Raw genomic sequence first — 20,120 nt, forward strand, 5'->3', positions numbered from 1 at the left:
GTGTTCGGGCCCGAATAGCCAATTACAGCCATTCTCAGGAGGCCAATCCGTCAAGGCGCTGCAGGGTGTCACGTACGCGGTCCAGCGCTGGGTCGATGTCCAGCAGTTCGATGGCGCCAAAGCCCAGCAACAGCCCTGAACGCAGCGGCACCTGAGCATGGAAGGGTGCCAGCGAATACAGCCCGACCTCGACCTTGCGCGCCATGCTGATCAAGAACTCCACGTCCAGATCCCCCTTGGCCAGGGCGCTCAGGTGATAGCCTGCCGTGGCCGGCACCACCTCGAACCAGGGTGCCAGGTCGCTCTGCAAACCTTGCAGCAGGCGTTGCCGGCGTGCGCTGTACACCTCATGCACGCGGCGAATGTGTTTAAGCAATGCGCCTTCGCTGATAAAGCGTGCCAGTGCCCATTGACTCAGCGTCGGCGTGTGCCAGTCGGTCAACTGCTTGGCGATACACAAAGCCTCGCGCAGCGCTGGCGGCATGATGGTGTAGCCCAGGCGCAGCTCCGGCAACAAGGTTTTCGAGAAGGTCCCGACGTAGGCGACCAAACCGTGGGAATCCAGGCTCTGCAGTGAGTCGCTGGGTAGCCCCTGGTAGCGGAACTCGCTGTCATAGTCATCTTCGATGATGATCGCCCCCAACGCCGCCGCGCGCGCCAGCAAGGCCTGGCGCCGCGCCTGGCTCATGGGCATGCCCAACGGAAACTGATGTGAGGGCGTGACGTAAATCAGCTGGGTGCCATCGGCAACCTGCTCCACACACATCCCCTGATCGTCGACCGGTACGTATTGCACCTGTGCGCCTTGAGCCAGGAATAACTGGCGCGCCGGGGTGTAGCCAGGGTCTTCCATGGCCACCTGACTGCCGGGCTCGATCAGCACCCGGGCGATCAGGTCCAGCGCTTGCTGGGCACCGTTGCACACCAACACATCGGCGCCGGTGCAATGTACACCGCGGGCAAAGGCGATATGCCGGGCGATGGCTTCGCGCAGTTCCGGCAAGCCCTGATGGGCCGCATAACGGGCGCTGCCACGACGGATCTGGCGCAACGCATACTGATTGCAGCGTCGCCAGTCATCGAAGGGAAACTGAACCTTACTCGAAGCCCCGCCAATGAAGTCGTAGCGCAAGGTACTGGGTGCCAGGTCGGCCAGCAGGTTACTGCGTGAGCGCCACTTTTCCAGGGTCGAGGCGCTGGCCAGGGGCAGGGGAGCGGTGCTGGCTGTCTGGCGAGTCGAAGTCGGGGTGATGAAGGTACCTTTGCCCACCTTGCCGCTGAGTAAATTGTCGTAGGTCAGGCGCGAGTAAGCGTCGGCCACGGTCTTGCGCGATACCCCCAATTGTTCGGCCAGCAGCCGTGTGGGCGGCAGTTGTGTGCCTGCTGCCAGGCGCCCGCTGTCGATGCCGTCGCGCAGTTGTTGGTAGAGCTGGTCGGCCAGGCCTTTGCGGCCTTGCAGGTTGATATGAAGTTCCATGCCGGGGCAGCTTCACGCGCAGTTGATAGACGAAAAGATTAACCGATCTGCCTCGTCACTGCCGTTGATCCCCTCGAGCGACGTTCGGCCCCATGCGCGCCACACTTTAATCGTCGGGGTTCTCCGGCGTGTCGGCGAACCTCTTGCGCAGATAGGAGCGTCGCCATGTACCTGCGAACCCTGTTAGGCCTGGGGCTGTTAGTGACCGCTAGCGCACAGGCTGCCGAGTCAACCGCTGTGTATCACTACGGCATGCCGCTGGACATCGCCAAGGTGGTGCAGATGAGCGAGCCTGATACCCGCCTCTGTGATGTGGTGCAGGCCAGTATGGTCTATCTCGACTCTGCCGGTCAGCAACACACCTTGCAGTACCTGAAGCTGGCGCAGGCGTGCAGCGATCAAGGCTAACCGCGTGCGGTAGGGCGTAAACACCCTGGCCGGGAACACCGCGCCGGGGTGGCTTGATCGTGCTCGGCGACAAGGGCGGACAACGCCTTGCGAAGATTTTTGCCGGCACCACCCGAATCGACAGAATCCGGTGGTAGCCTTGCAGTGTCAGTCGCAATGGATTTGATCATGCCCCAGCACAAGCTCAGCATCCGCCAACGCAATGTCGATAACATCCTTCTGGCGGCCGAGCAGGTCTTTGCTGAAAAAGGCTACGCCGGGACTGCCATGGCCGACATCGCCGAAGCCGCGCAGTTGCCGCGCAGCAATGTGCACTATTACTTCAGCACCAAGGCGGAGTTGTACCAGGCGGTGCTATTCGGCTTGCTCGATGTGTGGAAGCAGGATGCCCTGTGCTTTGAGCTCTACGACGACCCGCGCATTGTGCTCAGCAGCTACATTCGCGCCAAGATGAACCATTCACGCACGCGGCCCTTTGGCTCCAAGGTCTGGGCCAATGAAATCATCCATGGCGCGCCCAACCTCGGTGCCTCGTTGGACGACCCGCTGTATGGCTGGGCCAAGATGAAAGAGGCCAAGATCCGCCAGTGGATCGATGATGGCCGCATCCTGGCAGTAGAGCCATCGGGGCTGCTATACATGATCTGGGCATCGACCCAGCACTATGCCGATTTCAGCCATCAGGTGGGCGTGCTCAACGACCACCAACCGCTGACCGACCTGCAGTTCGAGCGGGCTGTGCAAACGGTTACCAGTGTGATCCTGCGTGGCATCGGCCTGGAACCTTAACCCTACCGGCTAGGAGCGGGCTTGCCCCGCGATTGTGTTTTATCAGTGACATCGCATCGCGGGGCAAGCCCGCTCCCACAAGGAAGCCACAATGACTTGGTCAGCAACGCAATACAGCACTTTCGAAAACGAACGAACCCGCCCGGTGCGTGATCTGCTGGCGGCCTTGCCACAGCGGCAGATCTACAACGCTGTCGACCTCGGCTGCGGCCCGGGCAATTCGACTCAGGTACTGGCCGAGCGTTTTCCGGGAGCGCAGGTCAGCGCTATCGACAGCTCCGAAGACATGCTCCGGGCCGCTCGCCAGCGCCTGGCAAACATCGAATTCACGCTGGGCGATATCGGCACCTGGACCGCTCCCCAAGGCGTCGATGTGATCCTCGCCAATGCGTCGCTGCAATGGCTGCCCGATCACGCGTTGCTGTACCCGCACCTGGCCCGGCAATTGACTGAGGGTGGCCACTTGGCGATCCAGACACCGGACAACCTCGATGAGCCCGCCCATGCTCAGGCCCGCGAGATTGCCAGCCGGGGCCCTTGGGCTGACAAAATTGCAGCGGTCAAGCATCCGCCTCGGCACACCGCAGCCTATTACTACGACGTGCTCAGTCCGCATTGCCGCGAGGTGCAAGTGTGGCGCACCACCTATCACCATCCGTTAGCGGATGCACAAGCCGTGGTGGAGTGGTTTAAAGGCTCAGCCTTGCGCCCGTACCTGGCGGCATTGAACGTCAGCGAGCAAGCGGATTTTCTCCAGTATTACCTGCAAGCAATGGAGCAGAGCTATCCCGCCGCTGCTGACGGCAAGGTGCTGTTGCCGTTCCCGCGTTTGTTCATTGTCGCAACGCGCTGACGCCGGGTGTTAGCCGCTGGTGTGCCGACGCGGCCACTGGCGGATGACCAGCAGGTACACCACGGCATTGACCACCACCACCACCGAACCCAACAGCACCTGAATGCCCGGCGTCAGCCCCGCCGGGTAGATGATCGGCAACAGGTAGTGGGCAATGAAATCACCCTCGTAACCCGACTGGCCTGCTGCCTGGCGCAAATAGTTCTCCCAGTCGGTGAGCGGGCAGTACAGGTGCAGGAACTCTACGGCAATGCCCCAACACAGCGCCGGCAAGTGCCACCACAGCACGCCGCGCCATTTGAGCACCAACAGGCCGCCGAACAGTACGAACAGAATGAACAGTAGGTGAAATAGCACCAGTCCTTCGGCGCCTAAACGGTACAGCATGGCGATGCCTTCCAAGTTAGCGAACGCGGTACGCACTATTATGCCTTGGCCAAGGTCAGTCGCGGGGCAAGCCCGCTCCCACCGAGGTCACCCTGTGGGAGCGGGCTTGCCCCGCGAAAAGCTCAGGAGGCTTCGCGGTAGGGGTTACGCGGGTCATGCTGCCAGTCGAGGAACGGTTTGCCTGTGTCCTGCGGCACCATCTCGATACAGTCTTGTACCGGGCAGGTGATCTGGCACAGGTTGCAGCCCACGCATTCGGCATCGATCACTTCGTAACGATGGCTGCCATCGGCCTGTTTGAGGCTGGCGATGGCCTGGTGCGAGGTGTCTTCGCAGGCGATGTGGCAGCGCCCACAGCCAATGCAGGCATCCTGATCGATCTTGGCGATGACCTGGTAGTTGATGTCCAGGTACTTCCAGTCGGTGGTGTGGCTCACCGCGCGGCCGCTGAAATCTTGCAGGCTGCGATAGCCTTGGCTGTCCATCCAGCGTGAGAGGCCGTCCTTCATGTCTTCGACGATGCGGAAACCATGCAGCATGGCTGCTGTACATACCTGCACAGCACCGCAACCCAAGGCAATGAACTCAGCAGCGTCACGCCAGCTACCGATGCCGCCGATACCGCTGATGGGCAGGCCACGGGTAGCCGGGTCACGGGCGATCTCGGCGACCATGTTCAGGGCTATGGGTTTGACTGCCGAACCGCAGTAGCCGCCGTGGGTGCTCATGTCGCCGACTATCGGCAGGGCGACCATGCGCTCAAGGTCGACACTGGTGATGGAGTTGATGGTGTTGATCAGTGAGACCGCATCGGCACCGCCACGATGGGCGGCGCGGGCCGACTGGCGGATGTCAGTGATGTTGGGGGTTAGCTTGACGATCACCGGCAGCGAACAGTGAGTCTTGCACCAGCGCGTGACCTGTTCGACATACTCTGGCACCTGACCCACCGCAGCACCCATGCCGCGCTCGGGCATGCCGTGGGGGCAACCGAAGTTCAGCTCGATGCCGTCGGCGCCGGTGGCCTCTACCAGCGGCAGGATGGTTTTCCACGCTTGCTCGTTGCACGGCACCATCAACGATACGACCAGTGCGCGGTCGGGCCAGTCTTTTTTCACCTGGGTGATTTCCCGCAGGTTGATCTCCAGCGAGCGGTCGGTAATCAGTTCAATGTTGTTGATGCCCATGACCTCGCGGTTGACCCCGTAGTGGGCCGAGTAGCGCGATGACACGTTGACGGCGGCCGGGTCTTCACCCAGGGTTTTCCATACCACGCCGCCCCAGCCGGCCTGATAGGCACGGACCACATTGTAGGCCTTGTCGGTGGGTGGCGCAGACGCCAGCCAGAACGGGTTGGGCGCCTTGATGCCAGCGAATTCGATCGACAGGTCAGCCATTATGCAGCCTCCACGTTGAGCATCAGTTGCGCATGAATGGCCTCAGCGGCCAGCTTGCCGTGTTGCACCGCCTGGACCGTGAGGTCCTGGCCCAAGTGAGTACAGTCGCCACCGGCATACACACCAGGCAGGCTGGTGCGCATGTTTTCATCGACGCGAATGCGCTCACCATCGCGAGCCAGTGTCTGTGCACTGTGGTCACTCAGGGCCTGATCGTCGAAAGCCTGACCGATGGCCTTGAAGATGGCATCGGCAGCCAGTTCGAAGGTTTCGCCGGTGGTCTGTAGACGGCCATCGATCATCTGCGTGCGGGCAAAGCGCATGCCGCGCACCTGGCCTTGATCATCGAGCAGCACCTGTTCGGGTTGTGCCCAGGTCAGCAGGCGCACCTGGTTTTCTTTGGCAATGTGCTGCTCATGTTCGGTCGCACCCATGTCTTCAAAGCCGCGGCGGTACACCAGATTGACATCGCGGGCGCCAAGGCGGGCCATTTGCACGGCCATGTCGATGGCGGTGTTGCCTGCCCCGAGCACGATGCAGTGGTCGGCCACCGGCAGGCTGGTGAGGTCTTCGGCCTGACGCAGTTCGCGGATGTAGTCGGTGGCGGCCAGCATCCCCGGTGCGCTCTCGTTGGCCAGGCCCAATTGGCGGCTGGCGTTCAGGCCGAGGCCGAGGAACACCGCATCGAACTGCTGTTGTAGCTCGGCCAGGCTGAGGTTGTCGCCCAGCACCTGCCCGTGGCGAATTTCAATACCGCCGATCTGCAGCACGAAGTCCACTTCGCGCTGGGCGAAGTCATCGACCACCTTGTATTTGGCAATGCCGTATTCGTTGAGGCCGCCGGCTTTGGGCCGGGCTTCGAAGATCACCACCTCATGACCGTGCCAGGCCAGACGGTGGGCGCACGACAACCCGGCAGGGCCAGCACCGACCACAGCGATGCGCTTGCCGGTACTGGTGGCGCGCTGGAAGGGGTGCTCGCTGAACTCGGCGTGGTCCAGGGCGTAACGTTGCAACAGACCGATCAGTACCGGGGCGCATTCCTGGTGGTGGTTGCGTACACAGGCCTGCTGGCAGAGGATTTCTGTCGGGCAGACCCGCGCGCAACTGCCTCCGAGGATATTGGCCGAGAGGATTTTTTCCGCCGCGCCCTGAACGTTTTCCTGGTGGATGTTACGGATGAACGAAGGAATATCGATGTCGCTGGGGCAGGCGTTGACGCACGGGGCGTCATAGCAATACAGGCAGCGGGAGGCCTCGACGGCAGCCTGGCGGGCGTTGAGCGGTGGTGCGAGGTCGCTGAAGTGCTCGGCCAGGGAGGCATTGTCGGTGGACGGTCGGGGGAGGTGCTTGAGGGACTCGATCACGGTGGTTTCCTCATGGTTCTTCTTATTGTTGTCGCGGGGCAAGCCCGCTCCCACCCGTTGTGGGAGCGGGCTTGCCCCGCGAAGCTGTTCAGCGCTTGACCGCAGTCGGACGCGAATGCTCAGCACGCTTACTCAACAAATCGAACACCGCTGGATAGGCCGGGCGCTCGATATAGCGCCCGGCCCCGCGCTCGGCACGCAGGTCACCATTGGCCCAGACCAGCTTGCCCTGGCTGATGGTGTGGCTGGGGATGCCACGCACGGTCTTGCCTTCGAAGATGTTGAAGTCCACCTGCTGATGGTGTGTCGCTGCAGAAATGGTGCGGGTGCCTTGCGGGTCCCACAGCACCAGGTCGGCATCGGCCCCGACACGTAAAGCACCTTTGCGTGGGAACAGGTTGAAGATTTTCGCCGTGTTGGTGGAGGTCAGGGCGACGAAGTCCTGCATCGACAACTTACCGGTGTTGACTCCTTCGTCCCACAGCACTGCCATGCGGTCTTCGATGCCGGCGGTGCCGTTGGGAATACGGCTGAAGTCATCGCGGCCTGCGGCTTTCTGCTCGGCGCAGAAGCAGCAGTGGTCGGTGGCGGTGGTGTGCAGGTTGCCCGATTGCAGGCCGTGCCACAGTGCGGCCTGATGGCCTTCATCGCGTGGCCGAAAGGGCGGGCTCATAACGTAGCCAGCAGCGGTTTGCCAGTCAGGATGACGGTAGACGCTGTCGTCCAGCAACAGGTGCCCGGCCAGCACTTCGCCGTACACTGGTTGGCCATTGGCGCGGGCATAGGTGATTTCATCCAGCGCTTCACGGGTCGATACATGCACCAGGTACACCGGTGAACCCAGCGTCTCGGCAATGCGGATGGCGCGGCTGGCTGCTTCTCCTTCAACCTGGGACGGGCGCGACAACGGATGTGCTTCCGGGCCGGTAATGCCCTGAGCCAGCAGCTTGCGCTGCAGGTGATAGACCAGCTCGCCGTTTTCCGCATGCACGGTGGGCACGGCACCCAACTCCAGACAGCGTTCGAAGCTGGCGACCAGGGTGTCATCGGCCGCCATGATTGCATTCTTATAGGCCATGAAATGCTTGAAGCTGTTGATGCCGTGTTGGCTCACCAGCTCGCCCATCTCCTGGCGTACCTGCTCGCTCCACCAGGTGATAGCCACGTGAAAACCGTAATCGGCCGCCGACTTTTCCGCCCAGCCGCGCCATTGGTGAAAGGCTTCGAGCAAGGATTGCTGCGGGTTGGGAATGACGAAGTCGATGATCGAGGTGGTGCCACCGGCCAGGCCTGCAGCGGTACCGCTGTAGAAGTCCTCGCTGGCCACGGTGCCCATGAACGGCAACTGCATATGGGTGTGCGGGTCGATGCCGCCGGGCATCAGGTACTGGCCGCTGCCATCGAGTACTTCGCAGCCGTTGGGTAGGTCGAGGTCGGTGCCGATGGCCTTGATCACACCGTCGGCACACAGCACGTCGGCGCGATAACTTTCCTCATGGGTAATCAGGGTGGCGCCACGAATCATAAGCGTCATCAGATGCTCCTCGCAGGCTTGACCGGTTGGTACCGGTTCTAGGTTTTGTACTCATTGCAGCGTAGGACAAAACCTGTCATCGCTGTCAGGAATTGAATCTAGTAGGGGTTCAGGAATAGGGCAAATAATTAATTTATAAGCTTATAGCTTGATTAAGTAATTGAAATTAAAGGGTTTCAACTGTTTTTTGGTGGTTTGAGAAAACGACCAGTGGTCCTGTCGTTCTTGACAGGTTGTGGAAATGGTCAAGATTTCTCATGGGCACCCGTGATTGCCTGAATGCCAGTGCAAGTACCTCCAGAAAACACAACAACAGTGGAGTGGCCATGCAGCAGACCAGATCGCAAGTGCGTGAACGCGATGGCTTGTATGAACTCGACGCCGGAAGCGACGTCCTCGACAGCCCCCGGTACAACCACGATATCGCTCCGACCAAAGTGCAGGAGCGCACCTGGAACAAATGGCACATCACCGCGCTGTGGGTCGGCATGTCGATCTGTGTGCCGACTTATACCCTGGGCGGCGTGCTGACCGCGTATTTCGGCCTGACCGTGGGCGAAGCCTTGTTGGCCATCCTGCTGGCCAATACCGTGGTGCTGATTCCGTTGACCCTCAATGCCTTTCCCGGCACCAAATACGGCATTCCGTTTCCGGTGTTGCTGCGTTCCTCGTTCGGCATCATCGGCTCCAACGTGCCGTGCCTGATTCGCGCGCTGGTGGCCTGTGGTTGGTTTGGTATCCAGACGATGTTCGGTGGCCTGGCCATCCACCTGTTTCTGGGCTCACTGTCGGCAGACTGGAAAGCCTTGGGCGGAACCGGTGAGGTGATCGGCTTCATGCTGTTCTGGTGCCTGAACCTGTGGGTGGTGCTGCGTGGTGCCGAGTCGATCAAATGGCTGGAAACCTTGTCGGCACCGTTGCTGGTGCTGGTTGGTGCCGGGCTGCTGGTGTGGGCCTTGCCCAACGTCTCGATCAGCGAACTGATGGCCCAGCCGCCCAAGCGCCCGGAAGGTGCCAGCGTCTACGGTTACTTCTTTGCCGGGCTGACGGCGATGGTGGGGTTCTGGGCCACGTTATCGCTGAACATTCCGGACTTCAGCCGCTATGCGCAAAGCCAGAAAGCGCAAATCCTCGGGCAAATCTTCGGCCTGCCACTGACAATGTTTCTGTTCGCGGCACTGGGCGTGGTCCTGACCGCCGCTTCGGCATCGCTGGTGGGTGAGACGGTGTCTGATCCAGTAAGCCTTATCGGGCATATCCAGAGCCCGGTGTGGGTCGCCCTGGCCATGGCCCTGATCATCATCGCGACCTTGTCGACCAACACCGCGGCCAACATTGTCTCGCCCACCAACGACTTCCAGAACCTGGCACCCAAGTGGATCGGCCGCACCAAAGCCGTGCTGCTGACCGGGCTGGTGGGGCTGTTGTTGATGGCCCATGAACTGCTGAAAAAGCTCGGGCTGATTGTCAGCGACGTCAGCTTGGAGAGTGTCTATTCCAACTGGCTGCTGGGCTACTCCAGCTTGTTGGGGCCGATTGCCGGGATCATGGTGGTGGACTATTTCCTGATCCGCAAACAGACCCTCGACCTGGCCGGCCTGTACCGCGATGACGTTTACCCGGCCTGGAATGCCGCCGGTTTCATTGCCTTTGGCGTACCGGTCGCACTGACCCTGCTGTCGCTGCAAAGCCAGGCGTTCAGCTGGTTTTACGATTTCGGTTGGTTCACCGGCTCCGCCTTGGGCGGGCTGATCTACTACGGCCTTGGCCAACTCAAGCTGGCCCGTACGGCCAACCTCAAACCCACCGTGTAGCGCCTATGGCCCGTAGAGGCCGGGAGATGAGCATGCAAACAGCACAGGACGTTCTGCAATCGACCCAACAGCACATCAACGGTGAGCGCCTCTGGCAGTCGTTGATGGAGCTGGCTCGCCTGGGGGCGACCGCCAAGGGCGGGGTGTGCCGGCTGGCGCTGACCGACCTTGATCGTCAGGCCCGCGATCTGTTCGTCAAATGGACCGAAGCGGCGGGTTGTACCGTGAGCATCGACGGGGTCGGCAATATTTTTGCCCGGCGTCCTGGGCGCAACCCGCAGTTGCCACCGGTGATGACCGGTAGCCACATCGACACCCAGCCCACTGGTGGCAAGTTCGACGGCTGCTTCGGTGTGCTGGCCGGGCTGGAAGTGATGCGCACCCTCAATGACCTGAAGATCGAGACTGAAGCGCCACTGGAAGTCGTGGTGTGGACCAACGAAGAAGGTTCGCGCTTCGCCCCGTGCATGATGGGCTCGGGGGTGTTCGCCGAGAAGTTCACCCTGGAGCAGACCCTGGCCAAGACCGATGCCGAAGGTATCAGTGTGGGGGATGCGCTCAATGCCATCGGCTATGCCGGGCCAAGGGCCGTCAGCGGGCACGCGGTGGGGGCTTATTTTGAAGCGCACATCGAACAGGGTCCGATCCTTGAAGACCAGCACAAAACCATTGGTGTGGTGCTGGGCGCCCTAGGCCAGAAATGGTTCGACCTGACCTTGCGTGGCGTCGAGGCCCACGCTGGCCCAACGCCGATGCACCTGCGCAAAGACGCGCTGGTCGGTGCCAGTGCGGTGGTCGCAGCGGTCAACCGCGTGGCCCTGGAACATCAACCGCATGCCTGTGGCACCGTGGGCTGCCTGCAGGCGTATCCGGGGTCGCGCAACGTGATTCCCGGCGAAGTGCGCATGACCCTGGATTTCCGCCACTTGGAACCGGCACGGCTGGATTCGATGATTGCCCAGGTGCGTGATGTGATCAGCAGCACCTGTCAGCAGCATGGGCTCAGCCATACCCTGACACCGACCGCTGACTTTCCGCCGCTGTATTTCGATCAGGGCTGCGTCGAGGCCGTGCGCAGCGCGGCGCAGGGCTTGGGGTTGTCGCACATGGATATCGTCAGCGGCGCCGGGCATGACGCGATTTTCCTCGCAGAACTAGGGCCGGCGGGGATGATTTTCGTGCCCTGTGAAGGCGGGATCAGCCATAACGAAATCGAGAACGCCGCGCCGCAAGACTTGGCCGATGGTTGCGCCGTGTTGTTGCGCGCCATGCTGGCGGCGGCGCAGGCGGTGGCGCGGGGGAGGGAAGCGGCGTAGCAGCGTTTGATCGCGGGGCAAGCCCGCTCCTACAGGCCGGTGGGAGCGGGCTTGCCCCGCGATGGCTTTGTCAAAGACTGTCCCGCACCATCTGCAAAAACGTCGCCACCAAACGCCGCGAACTCTGCTCACGCAAACACACCAAGGTCTCGGTCAGCCGCCGCTGGCAATCGACAATCGGCAGCGCACACACCCGCGCATCGGCGCCGAACTCAGCCGCCGACACCACGCCCACACCAATCCCCACCACCACCGCTTCACGCGCGGCTTCCCGGCCTTCGACCTGGATCGCCGGGCGAATGCGCAAGCCCGCCCGCTGCATTTCTTCTTCCAGCGTCTGTCGCGTTACCGAGCCCGGTTCCCGTAACACGATGGGGGTGTCATCGAGGTCGGCCAGGCTGATCGACTCGCGGTTGGCCCAAGGGTGGTGGCGCGACACGAAAGCCACCATCGGGTCGCTGCGCATCGGCACGCACAGCAGGCGTTCGTCATCCACGTCACGGCCGAGCAGGGCCAAGTCGGCCTGATAATTGAATAGCCGCAGCAGTGACTCATCGGTGTTACCGGTTTCCACCTTGACGCTGATGCCGGGGTACTGCTGACAGAACTGGGCGATTTGCGGCAAGACGTGCACCGGGGCATCGACCGCCAGCACCAGGGTGCCGGTCTGTAATGCCCGTGAGTCTTGTAGCAGTTCGTGGGCTTCGACCTCGCAGGCGAACAGGCGCTGGGTAATGCCCAGCAAGCGTTCGCCCAGATCGGTCAGTTGCACCGAGCGTTTGTTGCGGTGGAACAGCAGCACGCCGAAGCGTTCTTCCAGTTTGCGTACTTGATCGGAAATCGCCGGCTGAGTCAGAAACAGGCGTTCGGCGGCACGGGTGAAGCTGCCGTGCAGGGCAACGGCATGAAAGGCTTTCAACTGAGCATGGGAAACTGACATCGCAGTACCTGTTAAAAGCTGAGCTTATTTGTGAAATACGATAAATCGATTTTATTTATCAGTCAGTAATTGTTTCTATCTCATCCAGCCCGCCCTGTCACGTGTTGTGACTGGCGGGTCATGGACCTGGCTGACAAGGCATAACAATACCCGCATGCTCCAGTTCCATCTGACCAGGTGACGGCCCCGACCGGCCGCCACGCAGTGCGCAACACAAGAACAAAACAGGCGTTTTTTTAAATTCTGCCGGCACACTCAAGCTCCGAGGTCAGGGTCACCATGAATAAACACATTGCAGATATAAAGCGTTGGCGCGTGCAAATCTTTGCCGTTACCTGGATTGCCTACGCTGCGTTCTACTTCACCCGCAAAGCCTTCTCCGTGGCCAAGTTGGGCATCGGCGAAGACCCAAGCTTCACCCTCGATAAAATGGCCATGGCCAACCTCGACGCCATCTACCTGGCGGCTTACGCAGTAGGGCAGTTCACTTGGGGAATGCTGGCCGACCGTTTCGGCCCACGGGTGGTAGTACTGGGCGGTCTGATCATCTCTGCAGCAGCCGCTCTGGTCATGGGCAGTTACGCCACCTTCCCGATTTTCGCCACCTGCATGCTGGTACAGGGCCTGGCGCAATCTACCGGTTGGGCGGGCTTGTGCAAAAACATCGGTAGCTTCTTCCCGTCATCACAACGCGGTCGGGTGCTGGGGTTGTGGAGTTCGTGCTACGCCTTCGGTGGCCTGGTCGCCTCGCCGTTTGCCGGCTGGTGGGCCTATACCCTGATCGGCACCTGGCATGCAGCATTCTTCTCCAGTGCCGCAGTGGTGGCGCTGGTGGCCGTGCTGTTCTTCTTTTTACAGCGCAACAAGCCTGAAGACGTTGGCTTGCCAGCCGTGGAGCCGGAGCCTGAGAGCATGGTGCCCGGCACCACGATCTGCAGTGTCTGGGCACCGCTGCGCGAGATTCTGCGTAACCGTACGGTGCTGACTCTGGGCCTGGCGTATTTCATGCTCAAGCCGGCTCGTTACGCGATTCTGTTGTGGGGGCCAGTGATCGTCTTTGAACAAATGCCCTCGGTAGGCAAAGTCGGGGCGGCGATCATTCCCACCGCCTTCGAACTGGCCGGCCTGCTCGGGCCGATTATGATCGGCCTGGCCTCCGACAAGCTCTTTGGCGCCCGCCGTATGCCGGCCTGTGTCATCAGCTTGCTGGTACTGACGGTGGTACTGGCGCTGTTTATGGGCGCAATGCAAAGCGGCAGCGTGGTGCTGGTAGTGGCCTTGCTGTTCGTCATGGGCCTGACCCTGTACGGGCCTGATTCGATGATCAGCGGTGCAGCGGCCATCGACTTCGGTACCGCCAAAGCGGGCGCAACAGCAGCCGGTTTCGTCAACGGTTGTGGTTCGGTGGGCGCGATCCTTGGTGGCCTGCTGCCGGGCTATTTCGACGGCGTCACGGTGTTCATCGTGTTTGCCGGTTGCGCGCTGTTCTCGGCGCTGGTCCTGATACCGCACTGGAACAGCCGGCCAGCCACGGCTGAACATACCCCGGCGGTTGCACCGAACACCGCCATGGCAATCAAACCGCTGCGTACCTGATTTCGACGAGGACACCGACCATGAGACCCTTCTGGCTGCAACAGGCGCTGGATCAGGAAGATCAATCTGCATGCCCAGCGCTGGCCTCCGACACGCAATGTGATGTGTGCATTGTCGGCGGTGGTTACACCGGGCTGTGGACCGCACTGATGCTCAAGGAACAGAACCCGGCGCTGGACGTCGTGCTGATCGAAGCCGATGTCTGTGGTGCCGGAGCCAGTGGGCGCAATGGCGGTTGCGCCTTGTCGTGGTCGGCCAAGTACTTCACCCTTGAACGTTTGTTCGGGATGCAAGAGGCGGTGCGGTTGGTCAAAGCGTCGGAGCAGAGCATTTATGCAATTGGTGATTTTTGCCGAGCGCATGGCATCGACGCCGACTACCGCCTCGACGGTACCCTGTATACCGCCACCAACCGCGCCCAGATGGGCGCGACCGATGGCGTCATCGCCGCCCTGGAACGCCAGGGCATCAATTCGTTCCAACGCCTGCCAGTGGAGCAGGTGCAGCGTATGGCAGGTTCCGCCAAACACCTGGAAGGCTGGTTTTCGCCAGCCGCAGCCACGGTGCAACCGGGCAAGTTGGTGCGTGGTCTGCGCCGGGTGGCGTTGCAAAAAGGCGTGCGTATTTATGAAGGCACGGCCATGACCGGCCTGCAGGAAGGCCCACGGGCCGGTGTCGAAACCCGCAACGGCACGGTGCGCGCTTCACGCGTGGTGTTGGCCCTGAATGCCTGGATGGCGCGGGCATTCCCACAGTTCGAACGCAGTGTGGCGATTGTCTCCAGTGACATGATCATCACCGAACCGCGCCCTGAGCTGCTGCGCCAGATCGGTTTGACCAGTGGCGTCAGCGTCCTGGATTCGCGCATCTTCGTACATTACTACCACAACACCAGCGATGGCCGGCTGATGCTCGGCAAGGGTGGCAATACCTTCGCCTATGGCGGGCGGATGCTGCCGGTGTTCGACCAGCCTTCGCCTTACGAGGCGCTGTTGCGGCGCAGCCTGGGCGAGTTTTTCCCGAGCCTGGCGCAGGTGCCGGTGGCCGCGACCTGGAACGGCCCTTCGGATCGTTCGGTCACCGGCTTGCCGTTCTTCGGTCGTCTGGGGGCCCAGGGCAACGTGTTCTATGGCTTCGGATATTCAGGCAGCGGTGTTGGCCCGTGCCACATGGGCGGGCAGATCCTCTCGTCGCTGGCCATGGGCGTGGACAACGAATGGACCCGCTCACCGCTGGTCAACGGCCCGTTGGGTTATTTCCCGCCCGAACCGATCCGCTACCTGGGCTCGCTGATGGTGCGCAATGCCATTCGGCGCAAGGAGCAGGCCGAAGATCACGGCCACCGCCCGCGCCGGATGGACGTACGCCTGGCCCGCTTTGCTGCCGCCGCAGGCAAAACCGACAAAGCCTGAGCAGTTTTTTTGTCGATTGCCTGAACGAGGATGTATAAACTGCACCCACTTTGCTGGTCGCTACCTGACCCGGCAGTTGAAACAAAGAGAGTCGAGATGGGCGCACAGTGGAAAGCCAAGCATAGAGAAGCAGCAGCCAACGCCAAAGGCAAGATCATGGGCAAGCTGTCCAAAGAGATTCAGATCGCCGCTAAATCCGGCGCTGATCCGGACATGAACCCACGCCTGCGCCTGGCCATCGAACAAGCCAAAAAAGCTTCGATGACCCGTGAAACCCTGGAGCGGGCGATTCGCAAAGGCGCCGGGCTTGATGGTGATGCGGTGCAGTACACCTTGGTTACTTACGAGGGCTTTGCCCCGCACCAGGTACCGCTGATCGTCGAGTGCCTGACCGACAACGTCAACCGTACCGTGGCGCAGATCCGCGTCCTGTTCCGCAAGGGGCAGCTCGGCGCCTCCGGTTCGGTGGCCTGGGACTTCAACCATGTCGGCCTGATTGAAGCCACACCGAAGACCCCTGATGCTGACCCGGAAATGGCGGCCATCGAAGCCGGCGCCCAGGATTTTGCCGAAGGCGAAGAAGAGGGCTCGACCCTGTTCATCACCGACACCACTGACCTGGATGCTGTTCAGAAAGCCCTGCCTGACCAGGGTTTCACCGTTATCTCGGCGAAAATCGGTTACACCCCGAAAAACCCAGTCGGCACCCTGAGCGACGAGCAGCTGGCAGAAGTTGAAGACTTCCTCAGCGCCATCGACGAAAACGACGACGTGCAAAACGTCTACGTAGGCCTGGCCGGCTAAACACCCGTGGGAGCAGGCTCGCTGTGGGAGCGGGCTTGCCCCGCGATTCAATTCCACTGATACACCGCAATCGCGGGGCAAGCCCGCTCCCACAACAGATGCACCCTGCATTTGTGCATGTCTGATGAGACTTAAGTCCGATGGCGCTCAGTAAATAGCCAGCCATACTCGATATTCGCCCTTTTAAATAACAACAAACTCAGGGTTCAGTATCGATGACTTATCAGCACAGCTATGCCCGCTCCATCGCCGATCCTGCCGCTTTCTGGGCCGATCAGGCCGATGATCTGGCCTGGTACCGCAAACCCCTCAACACCCTCAGCGAAAATGCCGATGGCACCCACCAGTGGTTTGCCGACGGCCGCCTGAACAGTTGCTACCTGGCCCTGGATCACCAGATCGAACAAGGGCGAGGCGAACAAACCGCGCTGATCTACGATTCGCCGGTCACCAGCACTCAGCAGTCCTTCACCTATAACCAGTTGCGCGACGAAGTGGCGCGCCTGGCCGGGCTGTTGCGTTCGCTCGGGGTGCAGAAGGGTGATGGGGTCATCATCTATATGCCGATGGTGCCGCAGGCGGCGATGGCCATGCTCGCCTGCGCCCGCATCGGGGCGGTACATTCGGTGGTGTTTGGTGGTTTTGCTGCCAACGAGCTGGCGCTGCGCATCGACGACGCACGCCCGACCTTGCTGCTCACCGCGTCGTGCGGGCTGGAGTTCGACCGGGTCATCGAGTACAAACCGCTGGTTGATAAAGCACTGCAACTGGCCCGCCATCAACCGCGCCAAGTGTTGGTGTTGCAGCGGCCACAGGCCCGGGCCAGCCTGGTCGAGGGGCGTGACCTGGATTGGCAAGACGCCGTGGCCAACGCCAGCGCCGTCGCGCCAGTGGAGCTGGCAGCCGCCGATCCGCTGTACATCATGTACACCTCCGGCACCACCGGCAAACCCAAGGGCATTGTGCGCGAGAACGGCGGCAACGCTGTTGCTCTACGCTTCGCCATGCGCCATATCTATGGCATGCAAGCGGGCGATGTGTGGTGGGGGATCTCTGACGTTGGCTGGGTGGTCGGTCATTCGCTGATCGTCTACGGCCCGTTGATGAACGGCTGCACCACAGTGTTCTACGAGGGCAAGCCAATCCGTACACCGGACGCCGGTGCTTACTGGCGGGTGGTTGAACAGTACCGTGTCAACGGCTTGTTCTGTGCCCCGACTGCCATGCGGGCGATCCGCAAGGAAGACCCCGAGGGTGCACTGCTGCGTCGTTACGACCTGAGCTCGTTGCGTCAGTTGTTCCTGGCCGGCGAGAAGCTGGACTCCAGTACCCACCAGTGGCTGGAGTCGACCAGTGGCAAGGCCGTTCACGACCACTGGTGGCAAACCGAAACCGGTTGGCCGGTCACCGCACCTTGCGTCGGCCTGGAAGGCAGCGCGGCCCGGCCCGGGTCGAGTAACCGCGCGGTGCCGGGCTACCATGTGCGCGTGCTGGATGACGACGGGCAGTTGCTCGCGGCCAACCAGCAAGGCGCAATTGTCATTGCCTTGCCGTTGCCACCGGGTTGCAGCCAGACCTTGTGGGGCGATCATCAGCGTTATCTGGATGCCTACCTCACCACCTACCCGGGCTACTACCACACGGGGGACGGCGGCTACCTGGATGATGACGGCTTCGTCTACATCATGGGGCGTACCGATGATGTGATTAACGTGTCCGGCCATCGCCTGTCCACCGGTGAAATGGAGGACCTGGTTGCTCGTCATCCGGCGGTGGCCGAGTGTGCGGTGATTGGTGTGCACGACGACATCAAAGGGCAGGTGCCCTTGGCGCTGGTGGTGCTCAAGGATGGCCAGGCTATCAGTGAAGCGGCGTTGCAGAGCGAGCTGATGGCCAGTGTCCGCGAGCAGATCGGCGCCTTGGCCTGTTTCAACCAAGTGCGGGTGGTCAAACGCCTGCCCAAGACCCGCTCGGGCAAGATCCTGCGCGCTGTGCTGCGCAAGATTGCCGACCAACAGGCCTACACGCCACCGTCGACGCTGGATGATCCGGCGGTGCTGGGGGAAATCGAAGCGGTGCTGGCCAGCTTCGCCCGCGTTGGCTGAACGCTGTAGGTAGGAACGGGCTTGCCCCGCGATTACGGTGTGACAGATACACCGTAATCGCGGGGCAAGCCCGTTCCTACTGTAGCTGCCCCAGGCGGCTACGGGTCCGTGCCAGGTCGCTGGCGCTGCCGACCAGGCTGTCGGCCAGTGGCTGGCTGCCGATCAGTACCAGGTGCTTGTCCTGGTCGTACAGCACATCCACCAGATTGATAAAACGCTGTTGCTCGGCAATCGAGCACTCCTCCAGACACGGCAAGCCGTCGACAATCCAGTGATCGAAGCGCTGCGCCAGTTCCAGGTAGTCGATGACAGCAGTGGGCTGTTCGCACAGCTGGGCGAAGGTGAAGCCCACCGTATCGCCATCGATCAAGCGTGCCTGTAACTGGCGCTGGCCGACCGTCAACGACTGTGGAGCGCCGTCTAGCGAAGGCAACTGCAACGCCTGGCGTTGTTCAGCCGTGCCCGGCCAAAGGTAATGACCCTGGGTAAAACGCTGGTGGCAGGTGTTGCCCGGCAGGCTGCGGTAGTCCTGATCGCCGCCCACTTCCAGCACCTGCATCTGCGTGTTGATCAGGCGGATAACCGGCTCGAATCGTTGATGGTAGAGCGGATTGGGCAGCAGGCCTTCAGGGGCGTAGTTCGACGTCACCAAGACGAAAATACGTCGGGCAAACAACGCCTGGAACAGGCGGGTGATCAGCATCGCATCGCCGATGTCGTGGACATGGAACTCGTCGAAGCACAGCACCCGGCAGTCCTGTAGCAATTGATCGAGGGTACAGGCCAGGGCGTCTTCCTGCTGACGGTGCTCGAACATGCCCTGGTGCAGGCGGGCAAAGAAATCATGAAAGTGCATGCGGCGCTTGTGCGCTTGGGGCAGGGCTTGGAAGAAGCCGTCCAGCAGCCAGCTTTTTCCACGCCCGACTGCACCATACAGATACAGGCTTTGGGCTTTGCCACTGTCGAGGCGTGCCGCCTGGGCCACCAGGTGTTCAATGACCTGTAATTGGCCCGCGCTCAAGGTAAACCCCTGAGCAGCTGCCTTGTGGTGAAAATGCTGACGAACGGTACCCGCCAGGTTGCCGGCGTTGGCATGCACCGGCTTGAAGCGTTGACGCAACGCGCGCAGTGGCGAACGTAACCAGGACGGGCGGGCAGGCAAACTGGGCTCCTTGAGGCGTTCAGGGCTCAAGGCTGGGCCTGAGCAAGCGCGGCTAATTTAACCAAAATGGTGCAGGGCTGCCAGCCGTTGGTAGCCGAGACGGCCGGTCAAAATCTTTTGCCAAGCCTGTACATTTCCCTACGGTCTGGCAGGTTTTTTCTTCACTGCTACCCTCTAGGGCAGGTCAATCCTGCTGTGAAGGACGGGATAGTGAAAGGACGCTCTCTGGCCGCGCTGCTCGGGCTGATTATTGCTGACAGTCCGACGGCCGCCCAATTCATGGTCGAAGTCAAAGTGGAGGTTCAGCGCGGTTGCGTGCTCATCCAGCAGCCCCGTGAGGCCGGCGCCCAGGCATTGGGCGTGATCGATTTTGGCAGCACCGCACGCCTGGACGATCCGTCCGGGCCCAAAACCGGGCAGTTGTTCAGCCAGCGCCCGCCGCGCCTGGAATGTAACCCGGACACCAGTTATCAGATTCAAGTCGATGGCGGTCAGCACGGCGGTGTAGGCGAGGTGCGCTACCTGGCCAACACCCAGTCATTGGCGCAACCGATTCCCTATCGCTTGTATCAGGACCCAGCCTGGCGCGTGCCGTTGCCGGTCAACGACGTCCAGCATGCGCGGGTACCCAGCAGTGGCTCGGTTGAGCTGCCGTTGTATGCCCGTATCGACAGTTTGGCGCAGATCCCCGCAGTGGGGCGCTATTCGGATTTACTCAAGGTGACCGTTACCTGGTGAAGGTCACTGCATCGCCTGTGA

At 61.4% G+C, this 20,120-nt stretch carries 17 protein-coding genes; 10 read left to right on the forward strand and 7 right to left on the reverse strand.

The genetic code is table 11. From position 1 onward, the window contains the following. Positions 1–34: 34 nt before the first annotated feature. Positions 35–1,477, reverse strand: coding sequence for a PLP-dependent aminotransferase family protein (locus E1573_RS17110; protein WP_133215759.1), 1,443 nt, complete (start codon positions 1,475–1,477; stop codon positions 35–37). A 165-nt stretch (positions 1,478–1,642) separates the two neighbouring features. On the opposite strand from E1573_RS17110, the gene E1573_RS17115 reads away from it, so the two are divergent. The 3 genes from E1573_RS17115 (at position 1,643) to tam (ending at position 3,527) form a co-directional block, all read left to right on the forward strand. Then, entirely contained in the window at positions 1,643–1,885 is a 243-nt protein-coding gene (locus E1573_RS17115; protein ID WP_133215760.1) for a DUF2790 domain-containing protein, read from the forward strand. 168 nt (positions 1,886–2,053) lie between these two features. Further along, positions 2,054–2,674, forward strand: a complete 621-nt coding sequence (locus E1573_RS17120; protein WP_133215761.1) for a TetR/AcrR family transcriptional regulator — start codon at positions 2,054–2,056, stop codon at positions 2,672–2,674. A 91-nt stretch (positions 2,675–2,765) separates the two neighbouring features. Further along, positions 2,766–3,527 (forward strand): trans-aconitate 2-methyltransferase, encoded by a 762-nt coding sequence (gene tam, locus E1573_RS17125; RefSeq protein WP_133215762.1) that lies wholly within the window; start codon positions 2,766–2,768, stop codon positions 3,525–3,527. Between the two features lie 9 nt (positions 3,528–3,536). Here tam and E1573_RS17130 read toward each other — a convergent pair whose 3' ends face one another. From E1573_RS17130 to hydA, 4 genes are all read right to left on the reverse strand, one after another. Beyond that, the gene (locus tag E1573_RS17130) at positions 3,537–3,914 is read right to left on the reverse strand and encodes a DUF2784 domain-containing protein (RefSeq protein ID WP_133215853.1); all 378 of its coding nucleotides are present in this window, start codon (positions 3,912–3,914) and stop codon (positions 3,537–3,539) included. Positions 3,915–4,036: 122 nt separating this feature from the next. Then, the gene (preA, locus tag E1573_RS17135; protein WP_177494591.1) at positions 4,037–5,314 is read right to left on the reverse strand and encodes an NAD-dependent dihydropyrimidine dehydrogenase subunit PreA; all 1,278 of its coding nucleotides are present in this window, start codon (positions 5,312–5,314) and stop codon (positions 4,037–4,039) included. Continuing rightward, entirely contained in the window at positions 5,311–6,678 is a 1,368-nt protein-coding gene (locus tag E1573_RS17140; protein WP_133215854.1) for an NAD(P)-dependent oxidoreductase, read from the reverse strand. The genes preA and E1573_RS17140 overlap by 4 nt, the downstream gene beginning before the upstream one ends. Before the next feature lie 88 nt (positions 6,679–6,766). After that, positions 6,767–8,212 (reverse strand): dihydropyrimidinase, encoded by a 1,446-nt coding sequence (hydA, locus tag E1573_RS17145; RefSeq protein WP_133215764.1) that lies wholly within the window; start codon positions 8,210–8,212, stop codon positions 6,767–6,769. Positions 8,213–8,538: 326 nt separating this feature from the next. On the opposite strand from hydA, the gene E1573_RS17150 reads away from it, so the two are divergent. Further along, positions 8,539–10,026 carry an NCS1 family nucleobase:cation symporter-1 gene (locus E1573_RS17150; protein WP_133215765.1) on the forward strand — a complete coding sequence of 496 codons (1,488 nt, stop codon included), beginning with the start codon at positions 8,539–8,541 and terminating at the stop codon, positions 10,024–10,026. 32 nt (positions 10,027–10,058) lie between these two features. Further along, the gene (locus tag E1573_RS17155; RefSeq protein ID WP_133215766.1) at positions 10,059–11,342 is read left to right on the forward strand and encodes a Zn-dependent hydrolase; all 1,284 of its coding nucleotides are present in this window, start codon (positions 10,059–10,061) and stop codon (positions 11,340–11,342) included. 70 nt (positions 11,343–11,412) lie between these two features. On the opposite strand, the gene E1573_RS17160 is transcribed toward E1573_RS17155, so the two are convergent. After that, positions 11,413–12,282: a LysR family transcriptional regulator gene (locus tag E1573_RS17160; protein ID WP_133215767.1), complete on the reverse strand. Its 870-nt coding sequence runs from the start codon at positions 12,280–12,282 to the stop codon at positions 11,413–11,415. Between the two features lie 279 nt (positions 12,283–12,561). On the opposite strand from E1573_RS17160, the gene E1573_RS17165 reads away from it, so the two are divergent. The 4 genes from E1573_RS17165 (at position 12,562) to E1573_RS17180 (ending at position 18,199) form a co-directional block, all read left to right on the forward strand. Next, on the forward strand, positions 12,562–13,878 hold the full coding sequence (locus E1573_RS17165) for an MFS transporter (protein ID WP_133215768.1): 1,317 nt from the start codon (positions 12,562–12,564) through the stop codon (positions 13,876–13,878). 20 nt (positions 13,879–13,898) lie between these two features. Continuing rightward, positions 13,899–15,290: an FAD-dependent oxidoreductase gene (locus tag E1573_RS17170; protein WP_133215769.1), complete on the forward strand. Its 1,392-nt coding sequence runs from the start codon at positions 13,899–13,901 to the stop codon at positions 15,288–15,290. Positions 15,291–15,386: 96 nt separating this feature from the next. Beyond that, positions 15,387–16,094: a YebC/PmpR family DNA-binding transcriptional regulator gene (locus E1573_RS17175; RefSeq protein ID WP_133215770.1), complete on the forward strand. Its 708-nt coding sequence runs from the start codon at positions 15,387–15,389 to the stop codon at positions 16,092–16,094. Between the two features lie 215 nt (positions 16,095–16,309). Further along, positions 16,310–18,199 (forward strand): propionyl-CoA synthetase, encoded by a 1,890-nt coding sequence (locus tag E1573_RS17180; RefSeq protein ID WP_133215771.1) that lies wholly within the window; start codon positions 16,310–16,312, stop codon positions 18,197–18,199. A 76-nt stretch (positions 18,200–18,275) separates the two neighbouring features. On the opposite strand, the gene zapE is transcribed toward E1573_RS17180, so the two are convergent. Further along, positions 18,276–19,361, reverse strand: coding sequence for a cell division protein ZapE (gene zapE / locus E1573_RS17185; protein WP_371925184.1), 1,086 nt, complete (start codon positions 19,359–19,361; stop codon positions 18,276–18,278). A gap of 210 nt (positions 19,362–19,571) precedes the next feature. Between zapE and E1573_RS17190 the strand changes: the two genes are divergently transcribed. Beyond that, on the forward strand, positions 19,572–20,099 hold the full coding sequence (locus tag E1573_RS17190; protein ID WP_133215772.1) for a spore coat U domain-containing protein: 528 nt from the start codon (positions 19,572–19,574) through the stop codon (positions 20,097–20,099). Positions 20,100–20,120 lie beyond the last annotated feature (21 nt).

This window comes from Pseudomonas sp. H9 (assembly GCF_004353925.1).
In the GTDB taxonomy this organism is placed as follows: domain Bacteria; phylum Pseudomonadota; class Gammaproteobacteria; order Pseudomonadales; family Pseudomonadaceae; genus Aquipseudomonas.

Coding starts and splice junctions, on each gene's coding strand:
- E1573_RS17110 (WP_133215759.1), bottom strand. CDS start 1,477: ATGGAACTTCATATCAACCTGCAAGGCCGCAAAGGCCTGGCCGACCAG.
- E1573_RS17115 (WP_133215760.1), top strand. CDS start 1,643: ATGTACCTGCGAACCCTGTTAGGCCTGGGGCTGTTAGTGACCGCTAGC.
- E1573_RS17120 (WP_133215761.1), top strand. CDS start 2,054: ATGCCCCAGCACAAGCTCAGCATCCGCCAACGCAATGTCGATAACATC.
- tam (WP_133215762.1), top strand. CDS start 2,766: ATGACTTGGTCAGCAACGCAATACAGCACTTTCGAAAACGAACGAACC.
- E1573_RS17130 (WP_133215853.1), bottom strand. CDS start 3,914: ATGCTGTACCGTTTAGGCGCCGAAGGACTGGTGCTATTTCACCTACTG.
- hydA (WP_133215764.1), bottom strand. CDS start 8,212: ATGACGCTTATGATTCGTGGCGCCACCCTGATTACCCATGAGGAAAGT.
- E1573_RS17150 (WP_133215765.1), top strand. CDS start 8,539: ATGCAGCAGACCAGATCGCAAGTGCGTGAACGCGATGGCTTGTATGAA.
- E1573_RS17155 (WP_133215766.1), top strand. CDS start 10,059: ATGCAAACAGCACAGGACGTTCTGCAATCGACCCAACAGCACATCAAC.
- E1573_RS17160 (WP_133215767.1), bottom strand. CDS start 12,282: ATGTCAGTTTCCCATGCTCAGTTGAAAGCCTTTCATGCCGTTGCCCTG.
- E1573_RS17165 (WP_133215768.1), top strand. CDS start 12,562: ATGAATAAACACATTGCAGATATAAAGCGTTGGCGCGTGCAAATCTTT.
- E1573_RS17170 (WP_133215769.1), top strand. CDS start 13,899: ATGAGACCCTTCTGGCTGCAACAGGCGCTGGATCAGGAAGATCAATCT.
- E1573_RS17175 (WP_133215770.1), top strand. CDS start 15,387: ATGGGCGCACAGTGGAAAGCCAAGCATAGAGAAGCAGCAGCCAACGCC.
- E1573_RS17180 (WP_133215771.1), top strand. CDS start 16,310: ATGACTTATCAGCACAGCTATGCCCGCTCCATCGCCGATCCTGCCGCT.